Annotated in this window: 20 protein-coding genes; 3 read left to right on the top strand and 17 right to left on the bottom strand. The window is 68.5% G+C overall.

The window, feature by feature from the left end; all coding sequences use genetic code 11:
- Positions 1-3: 3 nt before the first annotated feature.
- From purL to SACXIDRAFT_RS11010, 6 genes are all read right to left on the bottom strand, one after another.
- Positions 4-2,286, bottom strand: coding sequence for a phosphoribosylformylglycinamidine synthase subunit PurL (purL, locus tag SACXIDRAFT_RS11035; RefSeq protein WP_006238639.1), 2,283 nt, complete (start codon positions 2,284-2,286; stop codon positions 4-6).
- 41 nt (positions 2,287-2,327) lie between these two features.
- Positions 2,328-3,017, bottom strand: coding sequence for a phosphoribosylformylglycinamidine synthase subunit PurQ (purQ, locus tag SACXIDRAFT_RS11030; RefSeq protein ID WP_006238638.1), 690 nt, complete (start codon positions 3,015-3,017; stop codon positions 2,328-2,330).
- The gene (gene purS / locus SACXIDRAFT_RS11025) at positions 3,014-3,253 is read right to left on the bottom strand and encodes a phosphoribosylformylglycinamidine synthase subunit PurS (protein WP_006238637.1); all 240 of its coding nucleotides are present in this window, start codon (positions 3,251-3,253) and stop codon (positions 3,014-3,016) included. Before purS ends, purQ begins: the two co-directional genes overlap by 4 nt.
- A gap of 309 nt (positions 3,254-3,562) precedes the next feature.
- The gene (locus SACXIDRAFT_RS11020; RefSeq protein ID WP_040922134.1) at positions 3,563-4,177 is read right to left on the bottom strand and encodes a PIN domain-containing protein; all 615 of its coding nucleotides are present in this window, start codon (positions 4,175-4,177) and stop codon (positions 3,563-3,565) included.
- 88 nt (positions 4,178-4,265) lie between these two features.
- Entirely contained in the window at positions 4,266-4,760 is a 495-nt protein-coding gene (locus SACXIDRAFT_RS11015; RefSeq protein ID WP_006238635.1) for a helix-turn-helix domain-containing protein, read from the bottom strand.
- Between the two features lie 195 nt (positions 4,761-4,955).
- Entirely contained in the window at positions 4,956-6,428 is a 1,473-nt protein-coding gene (locus tag SACXIDRAFT_RS11010; protein WP_006238634.1) for an aldehyde dehydrogenase family protein, read from the bottom strand.
- A 61-nt stretch (positions 6,429-6,489) separates the two neighbouring features.
- On the opposite strand from SACXIDRAFT_RS11010, the gene SACXIDRAFT_RS11005 reads away from it, so the two are divergent.
- Positions 6,490-7,125: an MBL fold metallo-hydrolase gene (locus SACXIDRAFT_RS11005; protein ID WP_006238633.1), complete on the top strand. Its 636-nt coding sequence runs from the start codon at positions 6,490-6,492 to the stop codon at positions 7,123-7,125.
- A 21-nt stretch (positions 7,126-7,146) separates the two neighbouring features.
- Here the strand turns inward: SACXIDRAFT_RS11005 and purB are convergent, their stop codons facing one another.
- From purB to SACXIDRAFT_RS10985, 4 genes are all read right to left on the bottom strand, one after another.
- Positions 7,147-8,577, bottom strand: coding sequence for an adenylosuccinate lyase (gene purB, locus SACXIDRAFT_RS11000; RefSeq protein ID WP_040922133.1), 1,431 nt, complete (start codon positions 8,575-8,577; stop codon positions 7,147-7,149).
- A gap of 127 nt (positions 8,578-8,704) precedes the next feature.
- Positions 8,705-9,283 (bottom strand): TetR/AcrR family transcriptional regulator, encoded by a 579-nt coding sequence (locus SACXIDRAFT_RS10995; protein ID WP_006238631.1) that lies wholly within the window; start codon positions 9,281-9,283, stop codon positions 8,705-8,707.
- An 81-nt stretch (positions 9,284-9,364) separates the two neighbouring features.
- On the bottom strand, positions 9,365-10,105 hold the full coding sequence (locus SACXIDRAFT_RS10990) for a hypothetical protein (protein ID WP_006238630.1): 741 nt from the start codon (positions 10,103-10,105) through the stop codon (positions 9,365-9,367).
- Positions 10,098-10,613: a SigE family RNA polymerase sigma factor gene (locus SACXIDRAFT_RS10985; RefSeq protein ID WP_006238629.1), complete on the bottom strand. Its 516-nt coding sequence runs from the start codon at positions 10,611-10,613 to the stop codon at positions 10,098-10,100. Before SACXIDRAFT_RS10985 ends, SACXIDRAFT_RS10990 begins: the two co-directional genes overlap by 8 nt.
- 67 nt (positions 10,614-10,680) lie before the next feature.
- Here SACXIDRAFT_RS10985 and SACXIDRAFT_RS10980 point away from each other — a divergent pair, with 67 nt between their 5' ends.
- Entirely contained in the window at positions 10,681-11,811 is a 1,131-nt protein-coding gene (locus SACXIDRAFT_RS10980; protein ID WP_006238628.1) for a threonine aldolase family protein, read from the top strand.
- Positions 11,808-12,428: an HAD family hydrolase gene (locus SACXIDRAFT_RS10975; protein WP_006238627.1), complete on the top strand. Its 621-nt coding sequence runs from the start codon at positions 11,808-11,810 to the stop codon at positions 12,426-12,428. The genes SACXIDRAFT_RS10980 and SACXIDRAFT_RS10975 overlap by 4 nt, the downstream gene beginning before the upstream one ends.
- On the opposite strand, the gene SACXIDRAFT_RS10970 is transcribed toward SACXIDRAFT_RS10975, so the two are convergent.
- From SACXIDRAFT_RS10970 to SACXIDRAFT_RS10940, 7 genes are all read right to left on the bottom strand, one after another.
- Positions 12,394-12,576, bottom strand: coding sequence for a hypothetical protein (locus SACXIDRAFT_RS10970; RefSeq protein WP_006238626.1), 183 nt, complete (start codon positions 12,574-12,576; stop codon positions 12,394-12,396). The genes SACXIDRAFT_RS10975 and SACXIDRAFT_RS10970 overlap by 35 nt on opposite strands.
- 109 nt (positions 12,577-12,685) lie before the next feature.
- Positions 12,686-13,867 carry a pyridoxal phosphate-dependent aminotransferase gene (locus SACXIDRAFT_RS10965; protein ID WP_006238625.1) on the bottom strand — a complete coding sequence of 394 codons (1,182 nt, stop codon included), beginning with the start codon at positions 13,865-13,867 and terminating at the stop codon, positions 12,686-12,688.
- A gap of 78 nt (positions 13,868-13,945) precedes the next feature.
- A complete protein-coding gene (locus SACXIDRAFT_RS10960; protein WP_006238624.1) occupies positions 13,946-15,100 on the bottom strand; it encodes a transglycosylase SLT domain-containing protein in 1,155 nt (384 codons plus the stop codon).
- On the bottom strand, positions 15,100-15,411 hold the full coding sequence (locus SACXIDRAFT_RS10955; RefSeq protein WP_006238623.1) for a hypothetical protein: 312 nt from the start codon (positions 15,409-15,411) through the stop codon (positions 15,100-15,102). The genes SACXIDRAFT_RS10960 and SACXIDRAFT_RS10955 overlap by 1 nt, the downstream gene beginning before the upstream one ends.
- A gap of 93 nt (positions 15,412-15,504) precedes the next feature.
- Complete coding sequence (locus tag SACXIDRAFT_RS10950) at positions 15,505-16,281, bottom strand: ESX secretion-associated protein EspG (protein ID WP_006238622.1); 777 nt, start codon at positions 16,279-16,281, stop codon at positions 15,505-15,507.
- Positions 16,278-17,960, bottom strand: coding sequence for a PPE domain-containing protein (locus SACXIDRAFT_RS10945; RefSeq protein ID WP_006238621.1), 1,683 nt, complete (start codon positions 17,958-17,960; stop codon positions 16,278-16,280). Before SACXIDRAFT_RS10945 ends, SACXIDRAFT_RS10950 begins: the two co-directional genes overlap by 4 nt.
- A 124-nt stretch (positions 17,961-18,084) precedes the next feature.
- A complete protein-coding gene (locus SACXIDRAFT_RS10940) occupies positions 18,085-18,426 on the bottom strand; it encodes a hypothetical protein (RefSeq protein ID WP_040922132.1) in 342 nt (113 codons plus the stop codon).
- Between the last annotated feature and the right edge of the window lie 150 nt (positions 18,427-18,576).

The raw sequence follows: 18,576 nt of genomic DNA, 5'->3' as shown, positions 1-18,576 counted from the left end.
AGATCAGGCGAACAGTGTGGGAAGCGTGCTCTCCCAAGCCTCGCGAAGCTCGTCGAGGCCGAGATCGGCGATGTCCTGGATCTGCACGGCGCCGGACTCGGGGTCCACGACACCGGTCTTTCGCCACGGAAGGCCACGCGCGGAGCACATCTCCGTGAAACGCAGCTCCTCCGTCCTCGGTACGGCGACGAGCACCCGTCCCGCCGACTCCGAGAAAAGCTGGACGAACGGGTCCTCGTCGGGGTCGAGCACGATCCTGGCACCGCACTGACCGACCAGCGCCATCTCGACGATCGTCTGCGCCAGCCCGCCTTCGGACACGTCGTGAGCCGCGGAGATCATGCCGTCGCGCGAACCGGCCACCAGGATCTCGGCGATCAGGCGTTCCCTTTCGAGGTCCACCTTCGGAGGTCGGCCACCGAGGTGCCCGTGCATGACCTGCGCCCACGCGGAGCCACCGAACTCGTCGTGCGTCTCGCCGAGCAGGAGCAGGGTCTCGCCAGGCTCGGCACCGAAGCCGGTGGGGATGCGACGGCTCACATCGTCGATCACGCCGAGCACGCCGACCACCGGTGTGGGCAGGATCGCCTGGTCGCCGGTCTGGTTGTAGAAGCTCACGTTGCCGCCGGTGACGGGGACACCGAGCTGCGCGCAGCCGTCGGCGAGGCCGTGAACGGCCCGCTCGAACTGCCACATGACACCGGGATCGCGCGGCGAGCCGAAGTTGAGGCAGTTGGTCACGGCGATAGGCATCGCGCCGCTGGTGGCCACGTTGCGGTACGCCTCGGCCAGCGCGAGCTGTGTGCCCGCGTACGGGTCGAGGTAGACGTACCTGCTGTTGCAGTCCGTCGAAACCGCGACACCACGCCCTGTGGACTCGTCGATGCGGATCATCCCCGAGTCAGCGGGCTGCGACAACACCGTGTTGCCCCGCACATAGCGGTCGTACTGCTGCGTGACCCATTCCTTCGAAGCCAGGTTGGGAGAGGCGATCATGCGCAGCAGCGTCTCGCGAATCTCGTCCGGAGTGGACGGACGAGGCAGCGTGCCGGGAGTGTCCGACTCCAGCTCGTCCTGCTTCGCGGGGCGCGCGTAGGGACGGTCGTAGACCGGGCCCTGATGCGCCACCGTTCGCGGCGGCACATCGACGACGGTCTGGCCGTGCCAGTCGATGACGAGCCTGTCGCCGTCCGTCACCTCACCGATCTCGGTGGCGATGACGTCCCACTTGCGGCACACCTCCATGAAGGCGTCCACATCGGACGGGCGGACGACCGCGCACATCCGCTCCTGCGACTCGCTGGACAGGATCTCCGCCGGGGTCATGCCTTGCGCGCGAAGCGGGACGCGGTCGAGGTTCACGTGCATGCCGCCGTCGCCTGCCGCGGCCAGCTCCGAGGTCGCGCAGGCCAAGCCCGCGCCGCCGAGGTCTTGGATGCCCACGACGAGCTTCTTCGCGAACAGCTCCAGCGTGCACTCGATCAACACCTTCTCGGTGAACGGGTCGCCGACCTGCACGCTGGGCAGTTTCTTACGGCCACCGGAACTCTCGTCGCCCGAGAACGTGTCGCTGGCGAGGACGGAGACACCGCCGATGCCGTCGAGTCCGGTGCGCGCACCGAACAGGATGATCTTGTTGCCGGTTCCCGAAGCGTGCGCGAGGTGCAGATCCTCGACACGCATCGCTCCCACGCACAGCGCGTTGACCAGCGGGTTGCCTGAGTAACTCTCGTCGAAGACCACCTCGCCGCCGATGTTCGGAAGGCCGAGGCAGTTGCCGTACCCGGCGATACCGGCCACGACGCCGGGCAGGACACGCCGGGTGTCGGGAGCGTCGGCAGGCCCGAAGCGGAGCGGATCGGCCACGGCGAGTGGACGCGCACCCATCGCGAGAATGTCCCGCACGATGCCGCCGACACCCGTCGCAGCGCCCTGATAAGGCTCCACATAGGACGGATGGTTGTGGCTCTCCACCTTGAACGTGACGGCCCAGCCGTCACCGATCTCCACGACACCGGCGTTCTCACCGATGCCTGCGAGCATCTTCTCGCGCATCTCCGGCGTCGTGGTCTCGCCGAAGTAGGCGAGATGCTTCTTGGACGACTTGTACGAGCAGTGCTCGCTCCACATCACCGAGTACATGGCGAGTTCGGCGTCCGTGGGCCTTCGCCCGAGGATCTCGCGGATACGCGCGTACTCGTCGTCGGCCAGTCCCAGCTCCGCGTACGGCTGAGGCTGATCCGGCGTCTGCTCGGCGAAGGCGGTGGTGTCGGCGGGGGTGTCCACGTGAGGTGCTGCCACGAGACCAGACTAACCGCAGTGTTTCGTCATGCCGACGTGACCAGCGAGTTCACGGCGTCGAGTGCGGAGTAGAACACACCGAGGCCGTCGTCCGACGGCCCCGTGAGCGCGTCGATCGCGTGTTCGGGATGTGGCATGAGACCCACGACACGGCCGTCGGGGCTGCACACCCCTGCGATGTCCCGCCGCGAGCCGTTGGGGTTGCCATCGACGTAGCGGAACACGACGCGCCCCTCGCCCTCCAGCTCGTCGAGCGTCGCCTCATCGGCCATGTAACCGCCCTCACCCGACTTGAGCGGGATGAGGATCTCGGCACCCTCGTCGTATCGCGTCGTCCAGCTCGTGGTGTTGTTCTCGACCCGCAGCCACTGGTCGCGACACACGAAGTGCAGCTTGTCGTTGCGCACGAGAGCACCGGGAAGGAGACCGGCCTCGCAGAGGATCTGGAACCCGTTGCAGATCCCCAGAACCGGCATGCCCTTGCGGGCCGCGTCGATGACGGAACTCATCACGGGCGCGAACTTGGCGATGGCACCGCACCGCAGGTAGTCGCCGTAGGAGAAGCCGCCGGGGACGACCACCGCGTCAACGCCCTTGAGGTCGGCGTCACCGTGCCACAGCGGAACGGCTTCGGCGTCGGAGCGCCGCACAGCACGCGCGGCGTCCACGTCGTCGAGCGTGCCGGGGAAGGTGATGACGCCGATGCGGGGGCTCATCGGTCGATCCTCCGGATCGTCCACTCCTCGATCACCGGGTTGGCGAGGAAGCCTTCCGCGATCTTGGCGAGCGTCTCGTCATCGACGCTGTCATCGACTTCCAGCTCGAAGTGTTTGCCCTGACGGACCTCGGTGACCCCGGAGAAGCCGAGTCGGCCGAGCGCGCCGGCGACGGCCTGGCCTTGGGGATCGAGGATTTCGGGCTTGGGCATGACGTCGACGACTACACGGGCCACGACAGGCTGCTCCTAGACTCTGCGCAGGTCAATGCCCATAGAGCGTAACCCAGGGGCCGAGAAGCCCCCGACACCCCTCGGCCCCTGAGCTTCGCTCGTCACCCAGCTCCCACACACAGAAGACGTGTGTGTATCGCGAAACGTTGCCTGTGGTGGGGCAATCGGCGTCGATTCGCCGGATCGGCGCAAACCACGCCGCCAACGGTGACGGTGCGCCACCAGATCATGCACCGTCCCGGGGTTCGCCTGCCGAGATCACCCGAGCCGGGCGCACCGGCGGTTTGCGGTGAGTATCCGTGCGCATCGCCATCATCGCGGCAGCCGTGGTGGTGGAAGTGCCCCTTCCGCAGGCGGTAAGGGGAACGATCCCGACACTCCGAGCATCTTTCGCGCTTCCTCGACGAATCCGGGGACGTAAGGCTGAAGCTTGTTCAGGAAGGTGGCCGGCGTTTCCGGGGGCTTCCGCCGTGCTGCCACCAGCTTTCGCAGCACCGCGAGAGCCTTCTCCTGGTAGAGGTCGAGCTGATCCAGCAGGAACTCGTCCGGGCTGAGAACGACGATGTCGTAAGGCTCCAAGGCCGCGTCCGGACAGTCTTTGAGGTTCGCCGTCACGAGCACCGAAGCATTGCCACGCACCGCAGCCGCCAGGACATGGCGGTCATTCTTCTCGCATTGCATTGCATCGATCAGATCCTCGTAGCCCTCGACCTCGGCGTCGAGGAAATGCTCGCGCATACGGCTGAGCCGCCTGCCTACCTTCTCTGGCGACATACCCAGCTTCGTTACCAGTGCTCGCTCGGTTTCCCGCAGGATGTCCGCGGACCATAGGGGCCTGTATGTCTTCTCGCTCGCAAGGCGCAGCAACAAGTCCGATATGTCGTACGGGACCAAGACGCACGCATCGAGCAGCACCGGGAAAGCCACGCTCCGTAGCGTGCACTACCCGGAGTGTGAGAGACCTCGATAACGCGAGATGAGCGCGCGCTCGATCACCGCAGGCTTCACTACCTCGTCACCTCGTCGAGATGAACCCGGTGATCCGGTCGGCCGTTCCGTCATGCGCGGACTCAAGAGCCATCTCGTCGAGAGCGGCCTCGCGTTCGCGCCGCGTTCGCTCGTCGTATTCGAGCACATCGCGGAGGTAGACACGACGGTGGCGGCCGATCTTGTGATAGGGGATTTCGCCCCGCTCGAGCAACTTCACGAGAGTGGGGCGTGATATGTGCAGCAGGTCGGCGGCCTCCTGCGTCGTGAGCACGGCGTTCGACGGTTGGATGACCACGGCGAACCCGTTGTTCAGGTCATCGACGACCCGCAGGAGCAGACGGTACAACTCTCCAGGAAGGGCCACTTCCCCACCATCTGGCCCCACCAGCCTGGCAACGTCGGCCCTGCACCCGCCAGCCGTGTGCGCGTGCAGGACGGCGGCCAGCCTTCCGAGCTCCTCCCGATGCTGTGACTCCTCTGGCGGGAAGACGGTCCGCTCTTCAAGCGTGCTCGTGGACATCATCTTCTCCTTCGCCAGATGTCGGTGCCGGCCAGTGGCTGCGCGACCGCCGCGCCTCTGCATGGCGCTCACCTGAGAGGTTAGTCGAAATATTCGAAAGATGGCCAATCTTCCGGCATTCTTTCGAGACGTCACCTTCAGATCACTACAGGTGGCGCCTGATCGTCCTGGGTGATGGTGTCGAGCGCTCGAACCTCAGCGCCTGCCGTGCAGGACCGTGATGAGCTTGCCGACGAGCTCGTCGGTCCTCGCCGTCCTGGCGAACGTCGTCATCGCCAACGGCATGCGGTAGCGCTGCCGCGCGATGGCCTTCGGCCGCGCGAACTCCCGCAGTCCCTCCGGCCCGTGGATGCGACCGAACCCGGACTCGCCCATGCCACCGAAGGGCAGCGTCGCGATACCCGCGAATGCGAGCGGCGCGTTGATCGCCGTCATGCCCGTCCGCAGCCGCCTGGCGAGTTCCATGCCGCGACGCCGCGAGAACACCGTGGAACCGAGTCCGTACGCGGAGTCGTTCGCCTTCTCGATCGCCTCGTCCATGTCGGAAACCCGCGTCACGGTGACCGTCGGACCGAACGTCTCCTCACGCACGGCGACGGAGTCCTCGGGCACGTCAACCAGCACGGTCGGCCGCACGTAGCGGTCGCCGACCGCGTCGGCACCGCCCACGAGCGCCCGCCCACCTCTGGCGAGAGCGTCGGCGATGTGCCTTCGCACCACGCCGAGCTGCGAGCGCATGGTCATCGGCCCGTAGTGTTCGCCGGGCCGCACCTCACGCGCCAGCCTGGTGAGCTTCGCGACGAACTCCTCGTACACCGCCGTGTGCACGTAGACGCGTTCGACGCCGACACACGTCTGTCCCGCGTTCCAGAACGCGCCCCACACCGCCGCGTCCGCCGCGGCGTCGAGGTCGGCATCGGCGTCCACGATCAGCGCGTCCTTGCCACCGGCCTCGATGACCACCGGTGTCAGGCGGTCCGCCGCAGCCGCCATGATCTTCTTTCCGGTCGCGGCCGATCCGGTGAACGCGATCTTGTCCACGTCCGCGCCGACGAGCGCCGCTCCGGTCGCGCCGAAACCGGTGACGAGCTGGAGCACCGGCTTCTCGCCGACGACCTCGGCGAAGGCATCGACCAGCCACGCACCCACCCCGGGTGTGTACTCGCTCGGCTTGAACACCACGGCGTTGCCTGCCGCCAGCGCGTAGGCCACCGACCCCAGCGGAGTGAAGACCGGAAAGTTCCAGGGACCGATCACCCCGACGACGCCGAGCGGCTGGTACTCGACCGTGGCCACCTGGTTGGAGAGCAGCAGCCCCGAGGAGCGCCGCTTCGGCCCGAGCACCTTCTTCGCGTTGCGGGCCGCCCACTCGATGTGCTCGATGGCCAGCACGATCTCCAGTTGCGCGTCGCCTTCCGGCTTGCCGGTCTCGGCGCTCACCAGCTCGCACAACTCCGGCAGCCGGCGCGCGAGCACACCCTTCCAGCGGCGAAGTCGTTCGGCGCGGCCGTCGAACCCGAGCGAGGCCCACCATGTCGCGGCGGCACGAGCCCTGGTCACCGCGGCCTCGACAGCGTCGGCGTCATGCACGGGATGGGTGCCGACGACCTCGTCCGTCGCCGGGTTGAGCGAGTCGAACGTCTCGACGGCCTGCTCGGTGCTCGTCATGCTGGCAGCGTATAGGGAAGCGAACGGTTACTGCCACATCGCCAACAAGGGGGCCTCGCCCGTGAAACTCGTCCGCTACGGCCACTCCTGCGTGCTCGTGGAGACCGCACAAGCCCGGCTGCTCTTCGACCCCGGCGCGTTCTCCACCGGCTTCGAGTCCCTCCGCGACCTCGACGCCGTCCTGATCACCCATCAGCACTACGACCACATCGACACCGAGAAACTGCCCGCACTCCTCGCCGCGAATCCCGGGGCCCGGCTGATCGTCGATCCCGGCACCACGAAGACCATCGAGAACCTGGACATCCCCGTCACCACGGCACATCCCGGCGACACGTTCGACCTCGGAGGGACCCGGATCGACGTCGTCGGCGGCCAGCACGCGACGATCCACGCCGACATCCCCGTGATCCCCAACGTCGGCTACGTGATCGACGGCGGCGCGTTCTACCACCCCGGCGACGCCTTCTTCGTACCCGAGCACCGGATCGAGGTGCTCGCGCTGCCCACAGCCGCGCCGTGGCTGAAAGCCGCCGAGGTCGTGGAGTACCTGAGGGCGGTGTCGCCGAGGCTCGCGATCCCCGTCCACGACGGCATGCTCGCCACCCCTGCCGTGTACATCGGGCTCTACACCAACCTCGCGCCGGACGGCACCGAGGTGCGCGCCACCGCGCACGGCAAACCGGTCGTGCTCTGACCGGTTCGCCGTGCGCCGCCTTCAGAGGATCGGGCCCGGCTGGTACGACTTCGCCTCGGGGAACCGGCGCACGATCTCCGAGACCCTGGCGACGACGGCCTCCACCTGAGCGCCTGCCGTGCCCGTGAACGAAAGCCGGTCGGCGAGCAACCCCTCCAGATCGTCGGCGCCGAGTGGGAGGCGGTCGTCGGCTGCGAGCCGAGCCAGCAGGTCGTTGCCCTGCTGTCCGTGCTCACGCATGGCCAGCGCGACGGCCACCGCGTGTTCCTTGATCGCCTCGTGTGCGGTCTCCCTGCCGACACCGGCCCGAACGGCAGCCATGAGCACCTTCGTTGTGGCGAGGAACGGCAGGTAGCGCGCCAGTTCGCGATCGATCACAGCGGGGAAGGCACCGAACTCCGCCAACACCGTCGCGAAGGTCTCAAGCAGGCCGTCGAGCGCGAAGAAGGCGTCGGGAAGCGCGACCCTGCGCACCACCGAGTCCGACACGTCGCCCTCGTTCCACTGGTCGCCCGCCAACTCGCCGATCATCGAAAGGTGACCGCGCAGCACGACCGCGAGACCGTTGACGCGCTCGCAGGAGCGGGTGTTCATCTTGTGCGGCATGGCCGAGGAGCCGACCTGGCCGAGTTTGAACCCCTCCGTGACGAGTTCGTGGCCTGCCATGAGCCGGATGGTCGTGGCGAGGCTCGACGGAGCCGCCGCGAGCTGGACCAGCGTTGACACCACGTCGAAGTCCAGCGACCTCGGATACACCTGGCCGACGCTGGTGAACACGCGCTCGAACCCGAGGTGGGCCGCGACCCGCCGCTCCAGCTCCGCGAGGCGGCCGGAACCGCCGAGGAGGTCGAGCATGTCCTGTGCCGTGCCGACCGGGCCCTTGATCCCTCGCAGCGGGTAGCGGGCGATGAGGTCGTCGAGCCTGTCGAAGGCCACCAGCAGCTCGTCGGCCGCCGTCGCGAAGCGCTTGCCGAGCGTCGTCGCCTGCGCGGCCACGTTGTGGGAACGTCCCGCCATCACCAGCTCGCTGTGGTGTGCGGCCAGCTCCGCGAGACGCGCCAGCACCCCGGCGACCCGCACGCGGACGTGTTCGAGCGACCGCCGGATCTGCAACTGCTCCACGTTCTCGGTGAGATCCCGCGAGGTCATGCCCTTGTGGACGTGCTCGTGCCCGGCGAGGGCGTTGAACTCCTCGATCCTCGCCTTCACGTCGTGCCGTGTGGTGCGCTCGCGTGCCGCGATCGAGTCGAGGTCGATCCGGTCGAGCACCTTCTCGTAGTCGGCCACAACGCCGTCGGCGACCTCGACCCCGAGTTCCCGCTGCGCTTTCAGCACGGCGAGCCACAGGTCGCGTTCGAGTCTGACCTTGTACTCGGGCGACCACAGCCGCACCAACTCGGGCGAGGCGTAGCGGCCTGCGAGCACGTTCGGAATTCGAGGCTTGTCGGTCACACGGTCAGGCTAGCCAGGCCGTTCTCTCGGCACCGCGTTCAGGGTCGGCCACGGTGCCGCAGGGCCGGCGCGTGGTGGCCACAGACGTGCCAGGCCGCCACGGTCGGTGACAGTCCTGGAATGATTTTTAGCTCAACGCATCGCGAAGCACACGTGCGGCCACCATCCTCGGCTCGGGGTCAACGGCGACGAGCGCGTTGACAACGGAGCCGTCAACCAACGCGATGAGCCGTTCGAGGCGGTCGGCGTCGATGTCGAAGCCAGAACGGACGAAGATCTCGGCGAGCAGTTCGCGCAACTCGGCGGACAGCACCCGCATCAACGGCCGCAGGTGGGGACGCCTGCCTGTCCCGACGAGCCGCTCGTACCGCAACACGACAGCTTCGTAGTGCGGGTCCGGACCGAGCAGGAGATCGAGCACCAGGTCCACCACCACGTCCACCCGCCGGTTCTCGGTGGGCAGCGTGGCCAGCTTCTCGCGACCCGCCTCCAGTTCGGCCCTGCCGTGGTGCTCCGTCGCCGCCCACACCAACTCGTCGAGGGAGTCGAAGTAGTACGTGGTCGAGGCGAGTGGAAGACCGGCACGATCCGCCACCGCCCTGTGCCGTATCGCGTCGAACCCACCCTCGGCGAGGAGCTCGGCAGCGGCCGCGACGAGCGCGGCACGCCTGCGCTCGCCCTTCGGCGTACTCGCTGCTGTGGTCATGGCGGGATAGTCTGCCACCTCGAAACAGGATGAAAACGGTCACCGCCCCGGCCTGCGAGCGCCGCACCGGATCGCGGAGGGTCAGCCGGACAACGCCCCGGCCACGCGGTCGGCGATGCCCTCGGCGCGGTCGGCGAACGGCGCCTCGTCCTCACCATCTCCGGGCAGCGAGATGACCAGCACCGTCGCGTTCTCAGCCGTGCGCCCCTCACCGACGACACCGCCGGGAGGCAGCGGCGGAAGTTGAACGGCAACGCCCGGCCTTGTCAGCAACGCCTGTACCGTGCCGCCCCGCACCGTGAACGCGGCGGACGACGCGCCTGCCATGCAATGCGGAGCCGGTATCGCCTCGCCGTCCGGGTCGATCGGAAGCTCGCCAGCGAGGGCGGTGGCGAGCTCCCGATCAACCTGTCGGCACCCTGAGGTGCCCCCGGCCCGAGGGCCGTCCTCCCCTTCCGTCCCGCCGCCCTGCTTCGGCGAGACGGGAGGGAAGCCTTCGACACCCTGTCCACGCAAGCCACCGTCGCCGGGTTGCCCTTCCTCGGAACTTTTTTTCGCCACCTCTCCCGACATGGGAACCTCGGCGGGGCGGAGCGCGGTGGAGGTGGTGTCGTCAGCGCCGGTCGCGCCGATGACGACACCGGTCACCGCCCCCGCGAGCACAACCCCGACCGCGGCGGCGGTAGCGAGTGAACGCCGCCGGGCTGTCAGGCGGCGCGAGGCGACCGTCACGTCGTCCACGGTGAACGACGGCTCGGGCGCGTCCCCCACCGCGTCGCGCAACAGGTTCTCGAGCCGAGCCTCATCCAGCCGGTCATCCATGCGTGCCCACCTCCTCGCCCAGTGCCGTCCGCAGCTTCGCCAGCCCCCGCGCTGTTTGACTCTTCACGTTGCCCTCGCTGCACCCGAGCGCTCGCGCGACGCTGGCCACGTCGAGCCCCTCGAAGTAACGCAGCACCAGGACGGCACGCTGCTTCGACGGCACTCTCGCAAGCCCTGCGAGCAGATCCGCCCTGGCGCTGACCCGATCGGCGAGCGCGTCACCGCCGTCCGCCACTCGCGGCTGGGGCACCTCGCCGGTGTGCTCCTCACGCCGCCACGGCCGCCGCGACTCGTCGATCGCGGCACGCGCCAGCGTTTTCCGCAGATAGGCGTCCACAGCCCTGCGATCACGGATCTTGCGCCACTTCCGGTGCAACGACACGAAGGCCGTCTGCGCGAGGTCATCGGCGCGATGCCAGTCCCCGCACAGCAGGTAGGCCGTTCGGCGCACGGAGTCGCGTTTCGCCGCGAAGTACTCCGCGAACTCCTCGTCGTCATGGTGAGCCACGCAGACGTCTCCGGTCGGTCGTGTTCTTTTCGACGATGGAGACGGAAACGACCCGGCTCCACGTTGCATGCGTCGTGCAGTGTCGCGCATCAACGGGGTACACGGCGAGCTTTCGCAGCCGTGTGATGTGATCGGCCCTGTGACGGTCGAATTCAGCGGGTCCGAAACGTCAACCTCGCCCCTCGACTTCCGCTCGGACACGCTCACCGTGCCCGACGAACGCATGAGGACCGCGATGGCGGAGGCGGAGGTCGGTGACAACGTCATCGACACCGACCCGACCATCCGCAGGCTCGAGGAGCGCGTCGCGGAGATCCTCGGCATGCAAGCGGCGCTGTGGACGCCGAGCGGCACCATGGCCAACCTCGTCGCCCTCTCGACCCACCTTCGCCGGGGTGATCGCTTCCTCGCTCCTCGCGGCGCGCATGTACTCGTCAACGAGCTGGGCTCGGCCGCGTGGCTCGCGGGAGGAATGCCCGAAGCACTCGACCACGACGGCGGGCCGGGACGTCCTTCCCCCGCTGCCGTGCGCGCGGCGGCGGGCGGCAGCGGACCGTACTACACCTTGCGCACCACACTGCTGTCGCTGGAGAACACCCACAATTCCGCAGGCGGCGCCGTGACACCGCCCGACGAGCACGCCCTCCTCGTGGCCGCCGCCCGTGACGCGGGTCTTCGCGTCCACCTCGACGGCGCCCGCATCTGGAACGCCTCCGTCGCGCTCGGTGTGCCGCCTGCCGAGCTGACCGCCGGTGTGGACAGTGTGTCGGCCTGCTTCAGCAAGGGACTCGGCGCACCTGCCGGTTCCGTCGTCGCGGGCAGCGCCGAGTTCGTCGAGCAGGCAAGGCGGATGCGGCAGATGCTCGGTGGCGGCATGCGTCAGATCGGCGTCCTCGCCTCGGCGTGCCTCGTCGCGCTCGGCCGCGTCGGCGATCTCGCCGACGACCACGCGAAGGCGGCCGAACTCGCCGCCGGTCTGCGGGAACGAGGCTGGGAGGTCACCGAGCCGCAGACCAACATCGTTCTCGCTGGAGCACCCGGCGGAGCCGGGTTGGCAGCGACGTGCGACAGGCTGCTCGCACTCGGCATCCACGTGCTGCCGATGGCGGGGAAGGTGCGGTTCGTGCTCCACCGCGACGTCCGGCAAGGCGACATCGCCGAGGCCCTTCGCCGGATCGACAGGGGGCTCGGCCGATGACGTGGGTTGTGTTCGACTACGGCGAGGTGCTCTGCACCCGCACAGTGGCACTGCCGAAGCTGGCCGCGCGGCTCGGCGTGGCGAGTGAAGACTTCGAGCCCGCGTACTGGGCCCACCGGGACGCCTACGACCGGGGCTGCTCCGACGAGGCGTACTGGTCGGCGGTCGCAGGCTCGGCAGGCGCGAGACTCGACACCGACGCGGTGGGCGACCTGACCCGCCTCGACATCGAGGGCTGGTCCCGCATCGATGCCGGCTCGATGCGCCTGCTCGGCGAACTAGCCGGAAGCGGGGCGCGCCTCGCGCTGCTGTCCAATGCGCCGACGTCCTTCGCCCGGTTCGCCGAACGTCAACCGTGGGCGCGGCATTTCCGGGACAGGGTCTTCTCCGCTGACGTCGGCTGCGCCAAACCTGACCGGCAAATCTTCGACCTGCTCACCTCCCGCCTCGGCGCCGAGGCCGGAAGGTGCGTGTTCTTCGACGATCGCGCCGCGAATGTGGACGGTGCGCGAGCCGCGGGACTTGCGGCCCACCTGTGGCAGGGAGCAGAGCACGCGCGGCAGGTGCTGACGTCCAACGGCGTCAGGGTTTCAACTGCTTCCGCTTGTCGCTCTTGATCGCCCCATAGGCCGCGGCGCCGAGGAACACCCCACCGCCGATCACGGCGATCCAGAAGACGGCCTTCGCGAGGAAGCCGACGACGGCGCCGACCACCATGAACGCGATCCAGACGACCAGCAGACCACCGACGATCTTCCAGAACATAATCCCCTCCACATTTCGCGCTGTCGTTGTCCGGCTTCCAGCCTGACACGGATCGACGTCGCGACGCCCCCGTCGAGCCGGACAATCAGGGACAATTCCGGGTTCCGCCCTACGGCGTGCCCTGCCGAGGGAGCCAGTCGCCGATGCGCCGCACCGCCTCCCGCACCTGTGCCTCCGACGCGGCGAACGACAGGCGCACGAACCGGCCGCCGTGCACCGGATCGAAGTCAACGCCAGGAGTGATCGCCACGCCGGTGTCGTCCAGCAGTCGCCTGCACCACGTGAGGCTGTCGTCGGTGTGGTCCGACACATCGACGTAGGCGTAGAAGGCACCGTCCACAGGGGCGACCTTGCCGAACCCGATGTCGGCGAGCCCTTCGAGAAGCAGATCCCGATTGACGCGGTAGCGCGCGACGTTCGCGTCCAGCTCGGCGTACGACTCGTCGGTGAACGCGGCCACCGCGGCCTGCTGGGCCAGCGTGGGAGGGCAGATGTTGTAGTTGCCCGTCAGCACGTCAACGGCGCGGTGCAGCCGCTGCGGAACCAGCGCCCAGCCGAGCCGCCAGCCCGTCATCCCGAAGTACTTCGAGAACGAGCCGAGCACGACGGACTCGGTTGAGGTCTGCCACGCGCAGCCGACCTCCGCCTCGTAGCTGATGCCGTGGTAGATCTCGTCGCTGATCAACTGGACGCCCCGCTCATCGCACCAGCGTGCGATCGCAGCGAATTCGTCGGCGGGAAGCACGGTGCCCGTCGGGTTGCTGGGGCTCGCGACAATCACGCCGCGCAGGTCGCCGAGCCTGTCCAGCAGCTCCGTCGTCGGCTGGAACCGGGTGCTCGCGTCCGTGTCGAACTCCACGACCTCGCATCCGAGCGACGAGAGCAGGTTCCGGTAGGCGGGATAGCCAGGCCTGGCCATGGCGACCCGGTCACCCGCGTCGAACGCCGCGAGGAACGACAGCAGAAACCCACCCGACGACCCCGTGGTGACGATGACATCACCCGGCGAGACATCGAGCCCGTACCAGCGCGCGTAGTGGCCTGCGATCGCCTCACGCAACTCGGGAATGCCGAGCTGGCCCGTGTATCCGAGATCGTTGTCCTGAAGCGCTCGCCGCGCGGCTTCCAGCACGGGGCGCGGTGCGCCCGACGTCGGCTGGCCAGCGCACAACGCGATCACATCGCCGTGCGTACGCTGCCGCTCCTTCGCGGCCGACAACACCTCCATGACATGGAAAGGCGCCACGTCACTGCGGTGCGACGGCCCCGGCAAACGTGCGGAATCGACCATGCGGCCACTGTATGCGCCAGGAGTACGCGACGGTGCCGGTGCTCCCCCGTCACAGTGCTCGCACGGCTTTGGTTCCGCTCAGTAGCCCTGGTAGCCGCCACCCTGTGCCATCGACTTCAGTCCTGGATGCCCCTCGAACCCGCCGTAGCGGTCGAACGTGTAGCGCACGCCCGCGATGATGTTGTCCACCGGGTTCCAGATGTCGTCGTGCCCCGGAAGCTTGTAGGAGTTGAAGGTCGGGTCGATGCACTGCATCAACCCCTTCGACGGCGTGCCCTTCGCGGCGTTGGAGTCCCAGTCGTTCAGCGCGTGCGGGTTACCGCCCGACTCCTTCTCGATGATCGTCCAGATTTCGTCGATGTTCTCTTCCGTGACCGGGATGCCGTTGGCCTGAAGAATCTTGATGGCTTCCCTGATCCACTGCTCGACGTTCCCGGGCGGCGGTCCGCTACTGGGCGGAGGGCCGCTCGGCCCGTACCCGGCGAGGCCGCCACCGCCGGCCGCGCCGCCACCTGCTCCGCCTCCACCACCGGCTCCGGCACCACCGCCGCCCGCGCCACCGCCACCGGTGATACCGCTTGTCGCGGTCTGCTGAGACTGCGCGGAGCCGGGCTCCGGCACGCTGGAGAAACCGTCTCCGACTTCGGTCTTCATGAGTTCCTGTGCCCGCCTGATCGCGTCGTTCGACTGCCGAAGCAGATCGTCGATCCGCTTGGCCGCGTCCGTGGCCGTCCGGCTGTTCTCCTGACCGGCCTTACTGATGATCTCCTCGGCCGTCGGGGACGGCGGAGAGTCGCGATCGCCGTTCTCGTAGTCCCGCATCGCGGCGGTTGCCGCGTCGGCCTGCTGCTGAGCCTGCTGATTCCGATCGTCGATCGCCTTCTTGGCGTCGTCCTTGACGCTCTCGATCTGCCGCTTGATGGTGGACAGCGTCTCCTGAAGCGCGGTCAACTCGGCCGCGACCTCGTCGAGCTTGTCCTTGACCTTGCTGCCGGCCTCGGCGATCTTGTGCACGTAATCGAAGAACGCATCGGCAGCCGGGCCGGACCACACACCGCCGTCGCGCAGCGGTGCCGCGGCATTGGTGAGCTCGGCCGTGTGATCGCTCGCGTCGCGCGACGCCTCGTCGAACTGCCGTGCCACGTCCTGGATCTCGGCAGGCTTGACCTTGTCCACCCTCGTGGCCTTGGTCTCGACCTCGTCCCACTCCGGTGGGATACCGGCGCCCGTCATCAGAGATCCCTCGCTGTCAGATTGTCGGCGGCCACCGCGTCGGCCTCGGACATCGCACCGACCGCGTCACGCAATGCCGAACTGGCCGCACTCACCCGGCCGGCCGCCGCGTCGAACTCCGAACGCATTCCGTCGGTGAAAGCGCCGACCGTGCCCGCCACCTTGTCGGGGTTGTCCGGGTCTTCCACGTCACCGAACGGGCTCTCACCCTCAATCCCCCTGAGCTTGTCCATCGATGCCCGGAAATCCTCGGCGATGCGATCCACCCGCTGCGCCGTGATGGTCATCGATTCGGCGTCGTACACCGGCACGGTTCTCGTCCTCCCCTGAACACAACCAACCCGACGGACAGCCACACCACGCCTCCCTACGACGCGGCATGCCCTCCGCCGGTTCCCGCTCCCTCACAGCTCGTCGAGCAGTTCCCACACTCGTTGCGCCAGCAACGCGTTGTCCGCGGGCGTCACCGTCGCCCAGTCGCGCCGATCACCACCGGGCGCCACCTGGAACAGATACCTGCCCGCGTCGGTGTCGTGGAACGCGACGACCCTGCCCGCCCTGCGCATCCGGCCGTCCCGCTCCAGCCGTTGCGCACCGAACTGGCCACGCGCCACCATGCCGAGCAACATGCCTGCTAGTTCCTGCGCCTGCCACAGTTCGACCCCGCGGTCCTCAAGAGCCGGGACGAGCGCCTTCGCATCACCCTGTGCCGCCGCGTCGGCCTCCACGAGCACCTCGTGCGGCACGCTGACCGAGCAGCCCACACCTGGGCAGAGTTCGCCCGCGACCGACACAGCGACGGACGCGAGCGCCGAGTCGCGTGACGGGATGAGCCACACCTCGTCGCCGTCCACGACACCGAGCGCGGCGGGGCCGCCGGAGCTGGCTGCCAGCCCCGTGATCCGGCGTTCGGTCCAGATCCAGACGTCAACGCTCGTCCTCGGCCTTGCCAGCAGGTGCAGCAGATCACCAACGTCGATCGCCACGTCACGGCCACGCGCGAGTCCTCTGGCCGCAAGTGAGTCCCACGCCTCATCGACGAGGCGCGCGCGCTCGCTGTAGGTGGTTCCGGGGCTGGGAACGGTGAGAGCGACATGCCTGCGCGGCAGGTCGAGGTGTTCCCACAGCACGTCGAACTCCAGTGTCGAAAGCACGACGGCCCCGCCAGCCACCGTGCTCACAACTGGCCGTCCGAACCGTCGTCGCCGATCACGTCGGGGCTCACCATGCGCTGGTCGGTGAACAGGTCTGCGTCCTCGACGCCGAACCTGCGGACGTGTTCACCCGTCTCCTGCTCCCCGGGCGCGGCCTTTTCCAGGAAGGCGTCCCTGTGCGTCGATCCACCGGGGTTCAATCGCTCCGAGCTGCGCTGAACTCTCAACTCCTCCTCGGGGAGGTCACCGACCGGCAGCGGGCGGGGCGAGATCTGAGCGCCGGGCGCGCTTCTGCCGACGCCCCGCCCCGAGCGTTCGGCACCACTCAGCGCGCCCGCCACACCGCCGGCTCCGAGCGCCGCGATACCACCGCCGAGATCGTTCACGCTCAGGCCGTCACGTGCCACGCCGGACACCTCGCCGACGTCCGAACCAGGCACCGTGCCCTGCTCAGGGGCGACGGCTCCGCTGGTCAGGCCCTTCGCGAGCTGCTCGGGCGAGCCCTGCGTGGCCTTGCCTGCCAGCGCACCACCACCGGCGGCTCCCGCACCGTGTGGCGCCGCGCCGACACCGCCGGGTGCGGCCCCGCCCACCGGCCGCACCGATCGGTCGGCGACGGCGGTCTCGGGGCTTCCTGCCGTGCCCTGCGGCACCTGACCGGCCGCACCGGGGCCCCTCCTGCCTCGCGCGGCGTCGTCGCCGTGTCCGGCTCCAGCCTTTCCCGCCGCGCCAGCCGCGCCTGCCACGCCTGCCGCAGCCACGGGTGGAACGACACTTCCGGCCGAGGGCTGCGTGACACCGCTCGGCGTGGTAGCGGCCGGGCCCTGCGCACCCGTGACCGGCTGCGCTCCGACCCTGCCGCTACTACCCGTGGTCAGGCCCTGCGACGGCGTGCCCGATGCCGGTGCGGCGACCGACGAGGGCGCCACGAAACTCGCGGGAGTGGACGACTGTGCCGATCCAGGCGACATCGAGGAGCCCGATGATCCGGATGGTGGCTGCACGGGTGAGGACGGCGCGGAAACCGAGCCCTGCGAAGCCGGTGCGGCAGGGGCATTCGCGGCCGACGTCGTACCGGCGGGCCCGCCTCCCGCATCGATCGACTCGGGCACCCGTTCCGGCACCGTCGCGACGAGACGCTGGGGCGGACCGAGTTCGGGAACACCCTGGAGGTTCTCCCCGCTCTGCCTCGCATAGGCGTCGAGCGCCTGTATGGCCTGTTCGCGGACTTCCACGGCCTGTTCGAGCCTGCGCACGTGATCACTCTCGAAGCCGAGCAGGCTGAAGGCGAACTCCTCGATTCCGGGCTCCGGCAAGGGAGCACGCAGAACAGCGGGATCGGGCAAGGAATGCAGCGTCCTGTTGAACGCCTCCCCCTGGGCGAAGACCCGCTCGGCGGAGTCGTTCACCTTCTCACCGGCCTCACGGGAGAAGTTCGCCTCCCCCTGCACGGCCGACGCCGCGTCCCGCCCCGCCTCGCTCTCCCACTCGACCCCCAGTTCGGCCAGCTGGGTGCGCAGCGTGTCGTCGGTGTCCTCCAGCACTCGCGCGATGGCTCTCAGCGCGGTGACGGCCTCGGACAATCCCGTGATACCCCGCCCCGAGCGCATTAGCTCGATCTCGTCGGCGAGCATGCTGTTGGGGTAACCGGTGAAACGGTGGTCGCGAATCCTTGCGGCCTGGGCCGCGATATCGACATCGTTCATCTCGCGTCCTTGTCTGGCGGCGTCTGACGGCTTCTGGCGGCTCTTTCTCGGAAGGCGTCTCCCCTGCTTTCACGGCGAGCGCCCGGCCTGCGTGCATCGATCGGCCACCGATGCACCGACGGCACTAGCTGCCTCCGGCTTCCCTGACCGAGGCGGCGTTGTCCTCGTCGTCGGCGAGATACCTCCGGCCCGCGGCACGAAGCTGGTCTGCGAGACCGTGAAGACCGTGGACGTAGGCGAGAACCCGATTGCGGTAGGAGTTCTCGCCGTCGCTGATGACCGTGTTCCACGCTTCCACGGCGTGCTGCGAGACGATGTCGTCGGCAGGCGGTGCGAGGCTCAGCGCGCCGACGTGCTCGGTGATCTTGCGTTCGAGCGCGTTCGCCTGCTCCTCGATCACGTCCGCGACGGCGACGATCTTGTCGGGGGACACCGTGATGTCCTTGATCACGGGAAGGCCCGGCACGTCAGGAGGACCGGACGGCCCCCCGCCTGCACGAGTTTCGCCGCCGGTCCCCGGGGACGGCTCGGACGACGTGGGCGACCCGGACGCCTTCGTGGATTGTCCCGACACTGCGCACCCCCTGCTACGGCGTGTAGCCAGCCAACTCTGGGT

The organism is Saccharomonospora xinjiangensis XJ-54 (genome assembly GCF_000258175.1).
Classification (GTDB): Bacteria; Actinomycetota; Actinomycetes; order Mycobacteriales; family Pseudonocardiaceae; genus Saccharomonospora; species Saccharomonospora xinjiangensis.
Note: the sequence above shows the minus strand (reverse complement) of the source record. Positions and strands in the feature narration are given on the sequence as shown.

Excerpts from the sequence above, each read along its gene's own strand:
- purQ (WP_006238638.1), bottom strand. The coding sequence starts at position 3,017 with ATGAGCCCCCGCATCGGCGTCATCACCTTCCCCGGCACGCTCGACGAC.
- SACXIDRAFT_RS11015 (WP_006238635.1), bottom strand. The coding sequence starts at position 4,760 with ATGTCCACGAGCACGCTTGAAGAGCGGACCGTCTTCCCGCCAGAGGAG.
- SACXIDRAFT_RS11010 (WP_006238634.1), bottom strand. The coding sequence starts at position 6,428 with ATGACGAGCACCGAGCAGGCCGTCGAGACGTTCGACTCGCTCAACCCG.
- SACXIDRAFT_RS10995 (WP_006238631.1), bottom strand. The coding sequence starts at position 9,283 with ATGACCACAGCAGCGAGTACGCCGAAGGGCGAGCGCAGGCGTGCCGCG.
- SACXIDRAFT_RS10990 (WP_006238630.1), bottom strand. The coding sequence starts at position 10,105 with ATGGATGACCGGCTGGATGAGGCTCGGCTCGAGAACCTGTTGCGCGAC.
- SACXIDRAFT_RS10980 (WP_006238628.1), top strand. The coding sequence starts at position 10,681 with ATGCGTCGTGCAGTGTCGCGCATCAACGGGGTACACGGCGAGCTTTCG.
- SACXIDRAFT_RS10975 (WP_006238627.1), top strand. The coding sequence starts at position 11,808 with ATGACGTGGGTTGTGTTCGACTACGGCGAGGTGCTCTGCACCCGCACA.
- SACXIDRAFT_RS10970 (WP_006238626.1), bottom strand. The coding sequence starts at position 12,576 with ATGTTCTGGAAGATCGTCGGTGGTCTGCTGGTCGTCTGGATCGCGTTC.
- SACXIDRAFT_RS10965 (WP_006238625.1), bottom strand. The coding sequence starts at position 13,867 with ATGGTCGATTCCGCACGTTTGCCGGGGCCGTCGCACCGCAGTGACGTG.
- SACXIDRAFT_RS10960 (WP_006238624.1), bottom strand. The coding sequence starts at position 15,100 with ATGACGGGCGCCGGTATCCCACCGGAGTGGGACGAGGTCGAGACCAAG.
- SACXIDRAFT_RS10945 (WP_006238621.1), bottom strand. The coding sequence starts at position 17,960 with ATGAACGATGTCGATATCGCGGCCCAGGCCGCAAGGATTCGCGACCAC.